The organism is Pseudomonas sp. KK18 (assembly GCF_037094675.1).
Taxonomy (GTDB): Bacteria; Pseudomonadota; Gammaproteobacteria; order Pseudomonadales; family Pseudomonadaceae; genus Aquipseudomonas.
The window spans coordinates 637,435-650,021 of sequence record NZ_CP146605.1 but is presented as its reverse complement, the minus strand read 5'-3'; the positions used below and the strand labels follow the sequence as shown (position 1 = coordinate 650,021).

Here is a 12,587-nt window from a genome sequence, read left to right as displayed (position 1 = left end):
TGCCTGGCACGCGAGGTGCCAGTCAGTTAGGTGTTGCTTAAGCTGCTACCACAACAACGCGTACGGTTGCTTCGACTTCAGCGTGCAGGTGCACGGCTACATCGAATTCGCCAACGTTGCGGATGGTGCCGTTCGGCAGACGAACTTCGCTCTTCTGCACTTCAACGCCGGAGGCGGTCAGTGCATCAGCGATGTCGTGGGTGCCGATCGAACCGAACAGCTTGCCTTCGTCACCGGCGGTGGCAGTGATAGTCACTTCCAGCTCAGCCAGTTGGGCAGCGCGAGTTTCGGCCGAAGCTTTTTTGTCTGCTGCTGCTTTTTCCAGCTCGGCACGACGCTCTTCAAACGCAGCCAGGTTGGCAGCGGTTGCAGCGGTGGCTTTGCCGTATGGCAGCAGGTAGTTACGACCGTAGCCGGCCTTAACGTTCACTTTGTCGCCCAGGTTGCCCAGGTTGGCGACTTTTTCCAGAAGGATCAGTTGCATGTGAAAATCCTCTAACTTTTAACCTTCACCGTTCGCGTTATCGGCGTCTTTCGGCGCCAGACGACCGCGAAAATCAATCAGGCCGTCGACAATGGCCAAGACCACGAGTAACGGATAGATCAGCTGCATGAACAGCAACAGCGTCACGTACAACCCCACCAGCCAGAATCTGCCCAGTCGCTTTTGCGCCACCAGCCCATGAATCAGGGACAGGCCGGCGAATACCAGCGGTACGCTGCACAACGGCACCAACAGCGCCAGGCCAAAAGTCGGCCCGACCACCATGAACGCCAGCAGCAACATCGCCGGTCCAGCGGGGATTCTGATACTGCGAAACTCGCGACCAAAACCACCCGGGTTATACAACAACGCCTGCCAGTAACGCCCAAGAATCAGGCTCAGCAAGCTGACAATCTGCAACAGTGCCGCTATCAGGCCGGTAAGCATCGGTGCAACCACTGACGCAAAGCGCGCTCGCTCCTCTACCGATAACTGCTGGTAGAGATCCCCGAGGGCCAGCGGCAGGATCTTGATGATCTCCTGCGCCAGCGCCTCGATTTGCGGGCGGAAAGCCGCGCCAAGCGCCAGTGAATACACCAACCCCAATGCCACGCTGACCAGCAGCGTACGGACCCAGGACTCACTTGCGCGCAAAACCAACGCAAGGGTCGATGAACCGAGCAGTACCAGAAGTACCCGTGGATCATCGAATTTCAACCACCAGACCAAGGCCGGCAGTATCCCCAGGGCAAGAACGCCAAGGGCGTCCTTCAAACCGCGCCGCAGAAGCACAAGGCAACCCGCGGCAGCACCCAACCAATACAACAACGGCAATGCTGCACATCCAGCCACTACCAGAGTGGCCTGCACACGACCGCGCATGATGAACTCAGCTAAGGCGCGCATGCATTCAATCCCTTACTACTTGTCGACTGCCCGGTCTCAGCGGCCGTGGCTGTCGGTGTAGGCCAGCAGGGCCAGGAAGCGGGCGCGCTTGATAGCGGTGGCCAGCTGACGCTGATAACGAGCTTTGGTACCGGTGATGCGGCTTGGAACAATTTTGCCGGTCTCGGATACGTAGGCTTTCAGAGTGTTGAGATCTTTGTAATCGATCTCCTTCACGTCTTCAGCGGTGAAGCGGCAGAATTTACGACGACGGAAGAAACGTGCCATTTGATAGGCTCCTTAAAAGGTCCGTGGATTACTCGTCAGCGTTATCGCTGTTGTCGCTGTCATCACTATCAGCGCTTTCAGCGCCTTCGTGCTCAGGACGGTCGCGACGCTCACGGCGCTCACTGCGGTTTTCTTCAGCCTTGAGCATCTCGGATTGGCCGGTAACGGCTTCTTCGCGACGGATGACCAGGTTACGGATCACTGCATCGTTGTAGCGGAAGTTGTCTTCCAGCTCGGCCAGGGCCTTGCCAGTGCACTCAACGTTCAGCATCACGTAGTGAGCCTTGTGAACATTGTTGATTGCGTAGGCCAGTTGACGACGGCCCCAATCTTCCAGACGGTGGATTTTGCCGCCGTCTTCTTCGATCAGCTTGGTGTAACGCTCTACCATGCCGCCGACTTGCTCGCTTTGATCCGGGTGGACCAAAAAGATGATTTCGTAATGACGCATGAATGCTCCTTACGGGTTGTAGCCTGCCGCTCAAAAACGGTCAGACAAGGAGTGAATGACACTTATGGATCTTGCCGAAGGGAGGCACATGCGTGCCTGCCATGAAGGCAAGGGGCGCAATTGTAGAGAAGGGGGAGAAAGGGTGCAAGGTGATTGGTGATTATTTGAACAGCCCCCATACACCACAAAAACAAATGTGGGAGGGGGCTTGCTCCCGAAAGCGATGTGCCAGTCACCAAATGCACTGACTGATACACCGTATTCGGGAGCAAGCCCCCTCCCACATTTTGACCTGCGCCAGACTTGGTTATTTCTTGGCTTTAGCCTTGGCGCCGCGCTGGCGCTGGGCTTCGAACAGGCAGACGCCCGTTGCGACTGAAACGTTGAGGCTGCTGACGCTACCGGCCATCGGCAGGTGCACCAGGTAATCGCAATGCTCGCGGGTCAGGCGACGCATGCCCTTGCCTTCGGCCCCCATGATCAGGATGGTCGGGCCGGTGAGGTCCTGGTCATAAATGCTGACCTCAGCCTCCCCCGCCGTACCCACAACCCACAGGCCGCGCTGCTGGAGTTTCTCCAGGGTACGCGCCAGGTTGGTCACGGCCACCAACGGAATCACTTCCGCAGCACCGCAGGCGACTTTACGCACGACAGGCGTCAAGGTTGCCGACTTGTCTTTAGGCACGATCACCGCCAACGCACCGGCGGCATCCGCCGAACGCAGGCAGGCGCCGAGGTTGTGCGGATCGGTCACGCCGTCGAGCACCAGCAACAGCGGTGCGCCTTCGGTGCGGTCGAGCAGCTCGTCGAGCATCGCTTCGCCCCAGACCTGGCTTGGACTGACGTCGGCTACCACGCCCTGGTGAACGCCTTCGACCCAGACGTCCATCTCGCGCCGCTCGGCCTGGCCGATGGCAACTTTGTTCTGATTGGCCAGTTCGACCAGCGCTTGAACACGCGGCTCACTGCGGCCTTCTGCCAACCACACCTGCTTGACGCGTTTCGGGTGGTGACGCAGCAATGCTTCTACGGCGTGCACGCCGTAGATTTTTTCCAGACTCATGACTTGGCCTTAGGTTTGCGCGACCCGCCGCTTTTCGCGGGGGCCGAACCCGCTTTTGGCGGGCCTTTACGGTGTTTACTCGGCTTGCTCGACGGCTTTTCCGCCTCGCGGGACTTTCCCCCAGACGCCGCTTTACCACCGCTTTTGGCTTCGTTGAGCAACTGCTGCTTCAACTCGCGGCTCTTGCGCAGCTCCGCGTTTTTCGCCGCGGCATCGCTAGGGCGGTAGGCTTCGGGGGCCTTGTCCTTGGCAGACGAACGACGCGCAGGCTTGGCTGGCGCAGGCTCGGCGACCGCCGCTTTCGCAGGAGCGCCTTTGCCTTTGCTGGCCGGGGCTGCAGTTTCGCTGCCACGTTTTTTACGGCCAGTCGGTTCAGCCGGCTTGTCAGGCATACCGAAATCGATCTTGCGCTCGTCGAGGTCGACGCGCATGACCTGCACTTCCACGGTATCGCCCAGACGGAAGCTGCGACCGGTGCGCTCACCCGCCAGGCGGTGATGCACAGGGTCGAAGTGGTAGTAGTCACCCGGCAAGGCGGTGACGTGCACCAGGCCCTCGACGTAGATGTCGGTCAGCTCGACGAACAAACCAAAACCGGTCACGGCAGTGATCACACCCGGGAACGACTCGCCCACGCGGTCTTTCATGAACTCGCACTTGAGCCAGTTCACTACGTCGCGGGTGGCTTCGTCGGCACGGCGCTCGCTCATGGAGCACTGCTCGCCCAACTGTTCCAGGGCCGCTTCGTCGTACGGATAGATCCGTGCCTTCGGAATGGTCATGGCACCAGCACGCTTGACGTGCGGGGTGTTCTGCTTGGAATGGATCACGCTGCGGATCGCCCGGTGCGTGAGCAAGTCCGGGTAACGACGAATCGGCGAGGTGAAGTGGGTGTACGCTTCGTAATTCAGGCCGAAGTGGCCCTGGTTATCGGCGCTGTACACCGCCTGGCTCAGGGAGCGCAGCATGACGGTCTGGATCACGTGGTAATCCGGACGGTCCTTGATGCTCGCGAGCAGAGCCTGGTAGTCCTTCGGCGTCGGGCCGTCCTTGCCTTTGTGCAGGGACAGGCCGAGCTCACCGAGGAACGCGCGCAGCTTCTCCAGACGCTCCGGCGGCGGGCCGTCGTGCACCCGGTACAACGCAGGAATCTCGTGCTTTTTGAGGAATTCTGCGGTGGCCACGTTGGCCGCCAGCATGCATTCCTCGATCAGCTTGTGAGCATCGTTACGGGTGGTCGGGGTGATTGCGGCGATCTTGCGCTCGGAACCGAAGACAATCCGGGTTTCCTGAGTTTCAAAGTCGATCGCGCCACGCACGTGACGAGCGCCCAACAGCACCTTGTACAGCGCGTAGAGCTGCTTGAGATGCGGCACGACATGCCCGTACTCACCGCGCAGGGCCTTGGCTTCGCTGGTTTTCGGCTGTTCCAGGATGGTGCTGACCTTGTTGTAGGTCAGGCGCGCCTGGGAGTGAATCACCGCTTCGTAGAACTGGTAGTCGGTCATTTCGCCGGTTTTCGAGATGGTCATCTCGCACACCATGGCCAAACGGTCGACTTTCGGGTTCAGGGAGCACAGTCCGTTGGACAACTGCTCAGGCAGCATCGGGATGACGCGCTCGGGGAAGTACACCGAGTTGCCGCGCACCTGGGCTTCGTTGTCCAGGGCCGAACCGATCTTCACGTAGCTGGACACGTCGGCAATCGCGACGAACAACTTCCAGCCGCCGGAGAACAGGCGCAGTTTGCCAGGCTTGGCTTCACAGTAGACCGCATCGTCGAAGTCGCGGGCATCTTCGCCGTCAATGGTGACGAACGGCAGATGACGCAGGTCGATGCGCTTCTCTTTGTCTTTTTCTTCGACTTCCGGCTTGAGCTTGGCGGCTTCTTTGAGCACAGCCTCAGGCCAGACGTGAGGGATATCGTAGGTGCGCAGCGCAACATCGATCTCCATGCCCGGCGCCATGTAGTTGCCGACCACTTCAACGATATCGCCCTGTGGCTGGAAGCGCGCAGTGGGCCAGTGGGTGATTTTCACCTCGACGAACTGGCCCACTTTGGCGGCGCCATTGCGCCCCGGGGTGATCAGCACTTCCTGCTGGACCTTGGGGTTATCCGGCACCACGAAGCCGATGCCGCCTTCTTCGAAGTAACGGCCGACGATGGACTCGTGGGCACGGGACACCACTTCGACGATCACGCCTTCACGGCGACCGCGACGGTCGAGGCCGGAAACGCGGGCCAGGGCACGGTCGCCATCGAACACCAGGCGCATTTGCGCCGGGCTCATGAACAGGTCGTCGCTGCCATCGTCCGGGATCAGGAAGCCGAAACCGTCACGGTGGCCGGCGATGCGGCCGAGGATCAGGTCGAGCTTGTCCACCGGCGCGTAGGTGCCGCGGCGGGTGTAGATCAACTGGGCATCGCGCTCCATGGCGCGCAGGCGGCGACGCAGGGCTTCGAGTTGGTCTTCGGTGGTCAGACCGAATTCTTCAACCAGCTGCTCGCGGCTAGCAGGCGAACCCCGATCGGCGAGGTGCGCCAGGATCAGTTCGCGGCTAGGAATAGGGTTTTCATATTTTTCCGCTTCACGAGCGGCCTCGGGATCGAGGGACTGCCAATCGGCCATTAGAGAGTTTTCACCTTGTCTATATGCGGGTTAGTTTGGCATACGCGTATTGAAACGGGAAATTTCAGGTGTCAACAAGCCCGTAAAAGCACTTTGTAGCCCTTGGAATGCACCTTGCGCGACCGTCGGCGAAATATTCCAGACTTTTTTCATGGCAGGGCTTTACAGCTCAAAATAGCCTCCGTATAGTGCGCGCCATCGACGACGGCAACGTTGTTGATGCTGCCCAGGTGGTGAAATTGGTAGACACGCCAGCTTCAGGTGCTGGTGATCGCAAGGTCGTGGAAGTTCGAGTCTTCTCCTGGGCACCAATTTCAAACTCAAGGTTATGCCTTGAGTCTCCAAAAACCCGCGAAAGCGGGTTTTTGCGTTTCAGGCCTTTGATTTTTAACAAGAATCTTGATTTATATTTTTGAATCAGGGGTTTACAGATCAAAAAGCCCTCCGTATAGTTCGCTCCATCAACAGCGCAAGCGTTGATAATGCCCAGGTGGTGAAATTGGTAGACACGCCAGCTTCAGGTGCTGGTGATCGCAAGGTCGTGGAAGTTCGAGTCTTCTCCTGGGCACCAAATTCAGATCAAACCCGCGAAAGCGGGTTTTTTCGTTTCCGGGGTTTGAAAACCTGACCGGTGATTTCCCCCCTCGTCCGCACTTGAGAAGTTTTATCGTTTATCCTTGTAAGGATTTGTTGCACTCAAGTGAGGAAAACCCCGGATGATGATCCGCGATACCCGTCTCAAGACATCCCTTCTGCGTGGCCTGACCATCACTCTGCTCGGCCTGACCCTGCTCTCGCCCGCTGCCTATTCTGCCGACAAGGTTGCACTGACCTTGTACAACGGCCAACACAAGGAGGTCGGCGATGAACTTGCCAAGGCCTTCGAAGCCAAGACCGGCATCCACGTCAATGTGCGCAAGGGCAGCAGCAACCAGCTGGCCAGCCAGGTCGTCGAAGAAGGTGACCGCTCCCCTGCCGACGTGATCTACACCGAAGAATCGCCGCCGCTGAATAAACTCGGCGAGCAAGGCCTGCTGGCAACCATCGACGCCAGCACCCTCGACGTCCTGCCGAAGGAATACGTGGCCGCCAACGGCGCCTGGATGGGCGTGACCGCACGCACCCGCGTCGTGGCCTTCAACCCGAAGCTGATCGCCGAGAAAGACCTGCCCAAGTCGGTACTGGATTTCGCCGGGCCCGAGTGGCAAGGCAAGGTCGGTTTCGTGCCCACCAGCGGCGCGTTCCAGGAACAAGCCGTAGCGATCATCAAGCTGCACGGTCGCGAAGCGGCTGAAGAGTGGCTGACCGGCCTGCGCGCTTTCGGCAAGGTCTACAGCAACAACATGGTTGCGCTCAAGGCCGTGGAAAATGGCGAAGTCGCCACTGTCTTGGTGAACAACTACTACTGGTTCGCCCTGAAGAAAGAAAAAACCAACCTGGATTCGCAGCTGCACTACTTCACCAACGGCGATGCCGGTGGCCTGATCACCGTGTCTGCCGCGGCTGCACTGAAATCCAGCAAGCATCCAAAGGAAGCCCAGCAACTGCTGGCATTCATGGCCAGCGAAGAAGGCCAGCGGGTGATCACCAACACTTCCGCCGAATACCCGCTGCGCAAGGGCATGGAATCCAACCGCGGCCTCAAGCCTTTCAGCGAGCTGCAACCGCCGAAAGTCACCCCTGCCGACCTGGGCAACGCCGAAGAAGCCCTGGAACTGGAACGTGACGTTGGCTTGAACTGATGAACCCATCGCTCCCCGCCCCCGCCTTGCGCGGGGGTTTTACGCCGAGACGCAAACGCCCTTCGATCTGGTTGCTGCTACCAGTCCTGCTGCTGGTAGGCCTGAGCCTGTTGCCGCTGGCGTATGTCGGCCTCAAGGCCTGGCAGGCAGGATGGGCCGAAGCGGTGCATTTGCTGTGGCGGCCCTATGTATTCGGGTTGCTGCGCAACACCCTGGCGCTGATGGTCGGCGTCACCGTGGCCTGCGGCGTGATCGGCTTGTCCCTGGCCTGGCTGCTGGAACGCAGCAACCTGCCGGGGCGGCGGATCTGGGGAGTGATCCTGTGCCTGCCGTTCGCGGTGCCGGCGTTTGTCAGCAGCTTTACCTGGGTTTCGTTAAGCGCCAACTTTGAAGGGTTGGGCGGAGCGATCCTGGTGATGACCCTGTCCAAATACCCGCTGGTGTTTCTGCCGGTGGCGGCAACCCTGCGCAATCTTGATCCATCCCTGGAAGAATCGGCCCGCACCCTCGGACTGAATCGCTGGGGCGTATTCTTTCGCATCACCTTGCCGCTGCTGTGGCCGTCGCTGCTGGCCGGGGCACTGTTGATTGCCCTGCATATGCTGGTGGAGTTCGGCGCGCTGTCGATCATCGGCTTGCAGACGTTTACCACCGCGATCTACCAGCAATTCGAGCTAGAGTTCAGCAACGCCAATGCGGCGATGCTTTCGGCGGTGCTGCTGGTGATGTGCCTGACGCTGCTCTGGCTGGAGCTGCGGGTGCGCGGCAAGGGCCGACACGTGCGTACCGGCCAGGGCGCGGCGCGGCATGCCGAACAGGTTCGACTCGGCAAATGGGCGGCGCTGGGGCAGCTGTATTGCCTGCTCCTGGCGATCATCGGCAGCGGCATTCCACTGGGCATGCTCGGTTATTGGCTGGCAGTGGGCAGTTCGGCGGCATTTCCGGTAGCCGAGATCAGCGAGGCGCTGCTTTCTTCGTTGGCGCTGTCCCTCGGCGGCGCCGCGCTTTGCCTGTTGTTTGCCGTGCCGGTGGGTTTGCTGGTGGTGCGCTACAAGGGCCAGCTCGCACTGTGGGCCGAGCGCCTGCCGTACCTGCTGCACGCCCTGCCCGGCCTGGTGATTGCGCTGACACTGGTGTATTTCGCCCTGCATTACGTACCGGCGCTGTATCAAACGTCGGCATTGCTGCTGATCGCTTATGCGCTGCTGTTTTTGCCCCTGGCCCAGGCGCCGATCCGCACGGCGCTGAACAAGGCAGCACCACAGCTGGAAGAGGCGGCGAGAACGCTGGGCGCGTCGTCGTTCAGTGCGTTTTGCCGGGTGACGCTGCCGATTATTTTCCCGGCATTGGGGGCGGCGTTTGCGCTGGTATTCCTGGATGCGATGAAGGAATTGACGGCGACGTTACTGCTTAGCCCTACCGGGCTGAACACCTTGGCAACTGCCGTGTGGGCGCACACCTCGAATGTGGAATTCGCGGCAGCGGCGCCCTATGCGGCATTGTTGATTTTGGTGTCGGGACTGCCGGTGTATTTGCTTACGACGCGGATGTACCTGAGCCGCTGAAATAGCTTTCGCGAGCAAGCCCGCTCCCACATTTGCTCGCATTCCAGAAGTGGAACTCGGTCGAATGTGGGAGCGGGCTTGCTCGCGAAAGGGCCGCACCAGGCGACATCAAGCCCGGAACTGCCCCAAGCTCGCCTTCAACTGCGCAGCCAACCCATCCAGCACTTTGCCACTGGCTGTAGTCTCTACCACCGCCTGCGCCGCTCGCTCAGCCTGGGCATGAATGATCTCGACTCGCCCACGCACCGCATGCGCACCCTGCGCCTGATGCTCAGCCGCCCGCGTCGCCAGGCCAATCGCTGCATGCACCTGCTCCACCGAGGCCTGCACCGACTGCTGCAGGCGCACGCTGTCGCGCAATACCAGCAAACCTTCGCTGGCCTGGCGCCCGGCCTTGCCGATGGTTTCCACGGCCTCACGGGCGCCTTGCTGCAAGGCCACGATGTGGGCCTGGATGTCGCCGGTAGAACTCTGGGTTTTACTGGCCAGGGCGCGAACCTCGTCCGCCACCACCGCAAAGCCGCGCCCGGTCTCACCGGCTCGCGCCGCCTCAATAGCCGCGTTGAGCGCCAGCAGGTTGGTTTGCTCGGCAATCCCGTGGATCACCGTTAACACCACCTCGATCTGCTCGCTCTGCTGCGCCAGCCGCTCGATCACCTTGGAACCGGCCTGCACCTGCCCCGCCAACGCCTCGATCAAGCTTCCGACTTCGGCTGAAGTGCGGGAATTTTCATCAGTCGCCTGGCGAATATCCACCACCTGCTGCAAGGCCGCCTGCATCGCATGGCTTTCCGCCTGGGCCTCATCCGCCATTTGCGACAGCGCCCGCAGGCTTTCGGCAACCTCATCACGCTGCAAGCCGGCGGCCGCATCGGCACCCGCATTGCGCAGGGTCATCGCGCCGATTTCCACGCCGGTACGCTGGGCCACATCACCGGCTTCACGCACGATCGGCTGCAATTTATCCACAAAGCGATTGACCGCCGAGGCCATGTCGCCGATTTCGTCCCGGCTGTTGATCTGCACACGCTTGGTCAGGTCGCCCTCGCCTGCCGCCAAATCGTCCATCGCTGCAATCAGCAGCTTCAGGCGATTGACCACCCGACGGCCGAGCACTACAGCAATCAACAGCAATACACCAAAACCTACAACTGCCAGGCCCATGCCGATGCGCCAGCGCAAGGTGCCCGCCGCCTCTTGCACGGCGCTGGTGGTATTGGCGGTCATCTGGGTGGCGGTGGCTTGCGCCGACTGCAAACGCGCGCCCATGGCCGCCGCGCTGTCAGCCGCGGCACCCTTGAGGCTGTCGCCCACCAACTGGTCACCGCTGGCAATCAGTGCAGCAAAACGCTTGTCCAGCGCGGCCAGGTCAGCCTCGACCGAGGCAGTCGAAACCCCCATGCGGACCTTGCCGATCTCTACGCCATTGGGGCTGATGGACGCTTCGACGTAGAACACCGAGGGATCATTCTTCGCCGCATCCAGGACTTTATCCAGGGCACGTTCACCCTTGCCCTTTTCCAGCAGCGCCTGGTTGATCGGGTTTTCACGATTGAGGTAACGGGTCAGGTGCTCACCAGCCGCGTCGTCATACACCACAAACAACACGTTGGGATTGCGCTGGGCCCTGCGGGCAAACTCAGACAGCGTCGGCACGTCGCTGTCCCACATGGCGCGCGGCGCCACCGAGGCGAGCAGTTGCGCCATGTCATTGGCAGAGTCCTGCAGGTCTTTTTCCAGGGTCGCACGCAGTTGCTTCTGCTCTTCCTGCAGGCGCGTGGAAAGCCCCGCCGTCAGACGCTGGCGCGTGCTGGAAGACAGACTGTCCAGGCTGGATGTCACTTCCTTGCCGGCTTGCGCCAACTCGCCGGACAGTTTCTGGCTGTCGACGCCCAGGCGATTGCCCAAATCAGCTTCCAATGCAGTGACGGTGCTTCGCGTCAGGGCGACGGCCACCAGTACTTGCACCAAAAGAGCGATACCTAGGGTAACGAACACCGGCCGCAACAGCCGGCTTTGTAACAATGAGAGAACGGCAGACACTGGGAATCCCTCCACCACGGGTGCCATTAATTTGATAGCACCGCGAAAGAAAGAACCATAGCAAGGGTCGTGCCGTTTACCAGGCGGAAACGACAAAGGGCTCCCGAAGGAGCCCTTTGCTTTTTACATCAACAGCTTATTAAGCGAACGGGTGACGCAGAACGATGGTCTCGTTGCGGTCCGGGCCCGTCGAAATAATGTCGATCGGCGCACCGATCAGCTCTTCGACGCGCTTGATGTAAGCGCGGGCGTTGGCTGGCAGTTCTTCCAGGGTCTTGGCGCCCACGGTCGATTCGGTCCAGCCTGGCACTTCTTCGTACACAGGCTGCAGGCCTACGTAGCTGTCCGCGTCAGTCGGGGCAACGTCCTTGCCTTCCGCATCCTTGTAGCCGATGCAGATGTTGATGGTTTCCAGGCCGTCGAGTACGTCCAGCTTGGTCAGGCAGATGCCCGAGATGCTGTTCACATCGATAGCGCGACGCAGGATAACGGCGTCGAACCAGCCACAACGGCGGGCACGGCCGGTCGTCGCGCCGAACTCGTGGCCTTGTTTGGCCAGGTGCGCGCCGACGTCGTCGAACAGTTCAGTCGGGAATGGACCCGAACCTACACGCGTGGTGTATGCCTTGGTGATGCCGAGGATGTAGTCCAGGAACATCGGGCCAACGCCCGAACCCGTCGCAACGCCGCCAGCGGTGGTGTTGGAACTGGTGACGTACGGGTAGGTGCCGTGGTCGATGTCCAGCAACGAGCCCTGGGCGCCTTCGAACATGATGTCTTTGCCGGCGCGACGCAGGTCGTGCAGCTCGGCAGTCACGTCCAGCATCAGCGGCTTGAGCAGCTCGGCGTATTCCTTGCACTCGGCCAGGGTCTTTTCAAACTCGATGGCCGGCTCTTTGTAGTAACCCACCAGCATGAAGTTGTGGTAATCCACCAGTTCACGCAGCTTGTCTTCAAAGCGCGGCATGTTGAGCAGGTCGCCCACACGCAGGCCACGACGTGCAACCTTGTCTTCGTAGGCCGGGCCGATGCCGCGACCGGTCGTGCCGATCTTCAGCTCGCCACGGGCCTTTTCACGGGCTTGGTCCAGCGCAACGTGGAAGGACAGGATCAGCGGGCAGGAAGGGCTGATACGCAGGCGCTCGCGCACTGGCACGCCTTTCTCTTCCAGCTTGGTGATCTCGCGCAGCAGGGCGTCAGGTGCAACCACCACGCCGTTGCCGATCAGGCACTGCACGCCTTCGCGCAGTACACCCGACGGGATCAGGTGCAAGACGGTTTTTTCGCCATCGATGACCAGGGTGTGGCCAGCGTTGTGGCCACCTTGGTAGCGCACTACGGCGGCAGCATGTTCGGTCAGCAGATCAACGATCTTGCCTTTGCCCTCATCACCCCATTGGGTGCCCAGGACTACGACATTCTTACCCATAACACTT

At 60.5% G+C, this 12,587-nt stretch carries 10 protein-coding genes and 2 tRNA genes; 4 read left to right on the top strand and 8 right to left on the bottom strand.

Annotated elements, in window-relative coordinates:
• Positions 1-37: 37 nt before the first annotated feature.
• The 6 genes from rplI to rnr form a co-directional block, all read right to left on the bottom strand.
• A complete protein-coding gene (rplI, locus tag V6607_RS02855) occupies positions 38-484 on the bottom strand; it encodes a 50S ribosomal protein L9 (protein WP_003171376.1) in 447 nt (148 codons plus the stop codon).
• A gap of 18 nt (positions 485-502) precedes the next feature.
• Positions 503-1,390 (bottom strand): hypothetical protein, encoded by an 888-nt coding sequence (locus V6607_RS02850; protein ID WP_003217488.1) that lies wholly within the window; start codon positions 1,388-1,390, stop codon positions 503-505.
• Between the two features lie 36 nt (positions 1,391-1,426).
• Complete coding sequence (gene rpsR / locus V6607_RS02845) at positions 1,427-1,657, bottom strand: 30S ribosomal protein S18 (RefSeq protein WP_002551829.1); 231 nt, start codon at positions 1,655-1,657, stop codon at positions 1,427-1,429.
• 28 nt (positions 1,658-1,685) lie between these two features.
• Positions 1,686-2,108, bottom strand: a complete 423-nt coding sequence (rpsF, locus tag V6607_RS02840; protein ID WP_003217491.1) for a 30S ribosomal protein S6 — start codon at positions 2,106-2,108, stop codon at positions 1,686-1,688.
• A gap of 307 nt (positions 2,109-2,415) precedes the next feature.
• The gene (rlmB, locus tag V6607_RS02835; RefSeq protein WP_003217493.1) at positions 2,416-3,171 is read right to left on the bottom strand and encodes a 23S rRNA (guanosine(2251)-2'-O)-methyltransferase RlmB; all 756 of its coding nucleotides are present in this window, start codon (positions 3,169-3,171) and stop codon (positions 2,416-2,418) included.
• Entirely contained in the window at positions 3,168-5,801 is a 2,634-nt protein-coding gene (rnr, locus tag V6607_RS02830; RefSeq protein ID WP_003217496.1) for a ribonuclease R, read from the bottom strand. The genes rlmB and rnr overlap by 4 nt, the downstream gene beginning before the upstream one ends.
• 224 nt (positions 5,802-6,025) lie before the next feature.
• On the opposite strand from rnr, the gene V6607_RS02825 reads away from it, so the two are divergent.
• The 4 genes from V6607_RS02825 (at position 6,026) to V6607_RS02810 (ending at position 9,108) form a co-directional block, all read left to right on the top strand.
• A tRNA-Leu gene (locus V6607_RS02825) sits at positions 6,026-6,112 on the top strand.
• Positions 6,113-6,285: 173 nt separating this feature from the next.
• Positions 6,286-6,372, top strand: a tRNA-Leu gene (locus tag V6607_RS02820).
• Between the two features lie 145 nt (positions 6,373-6,517).
• Positions 6,518-7,543, top strand: a complete 1,026-nt coding sequence (locus V6607_RS02815; protein ID WP_008439094.1) for an extracellular solute-binding protein — start codon at positions 6,518-6,520, stop codon at positions 7,541-7,543.
• The gene (locus tag V6607_RS02810; protein WP_134325640.1) at positions 7,543-9,108 is read left to right on the top strand and encodes an iron ABC transporter permease; all 1,566 of its coding nucleotides are present in this window, start codon (positions 7,543-7,545) and stop codon (positions 9,106-9,108) included. Before V6607_RS02815 ends, V6607_RS02810 begins: the two co-directional genes overlap by 1 nt.
• Positions 9,109-9,216: 108 nt before the next feature.
• Here V6607_RS02810 and V6607_RS02805 read toward each other — a convergent pair whose 3' ends face one another.
• On the bottom strand, positions 9,217-11,151 hold the full coding sequence (locus tag V6607_RS02805) for a methyl-accepting chemotaxis protein (protein ID WP_008439098.1): 1,935 nt from the start codon (positions 11,149-11,151) through the stop codon (positions 9,217-9,219).
• Positions 11,152-11,290: 139 nt separating this feature from the next.
• Complete coding sequence (locus tag V6607_RS02800; RefSeq protein WP_003217505.1) at positions 11,291-12,580, bottom strand: adenylosuccinate synthase; 1,290 nt, start codon at positions 12,578-12,580, stop codon at positions 11,291-11,293.
• Positions 12,581-12,587: the final 7 nt, after the last annotated feature.

Coding starts and splice junctions, on each gene's coding strand:
- rplI (WP_003171376.1), bottom strand. CDS start 484: ATGCAACTGATCCTTCTGGAAAAAGTCGCCAACCTGGGCAACCTGGGC.
- V6607_RS02800 (WP_003217505.1), bottom strand. CDS start 12,580: ATGGGTAAGAATGTCGTAGTCCTGGGCACCCAATGGGGTGATGAGGGC.
- V6607_RS02850 (WP_003217488.1), bottom strand. CDS start 1,390: ATGCGCGCCTTAGCTGAGTTCATCATGCGCGGTCGTGTGCAGGCCACT.
- rpsR (WP_002551829.1), bottom strand. CDS start 1,657: ATGGCACGTTTCTTCCGTCGTCGTAAATTCTGCCGCTTCACCGCTGAA.
- rnr (WP_003217496.1), bottom strand. CDS start 5,801: ATGGCCGATTGGCAGTCCCTCGATCCCGAGGCCGCTCGTGAAGCGGAA.
- V6607_RS02810 (WP_134325640.1), top strand. CDS start 7,543: ATGAACCCATCGCTCCCCGCCCCCGCCTTGCGCGGGGGTTTTACGCCG.
- rlmB (WP_003217493.1), bottom strand. CDS start 3,171: ATGAGTCTGGAAAAAATCTACGGCGTGCACGCCGTAGAAGCATTGCTG.
- V6607_RS02815 (WP_008439094.1), top strand. CDS start 6,518: ATGATGATCCGCGATACCCGTCTCAAGACATCCCTTCTGCGTGGCCTG.
- rpsF (WP_003217491.1), bottom strand. CDS start 2,108: ATGCGTCATTACGAAATCATCTTTTTGGTCCACCCGGATCAAAGCGAG.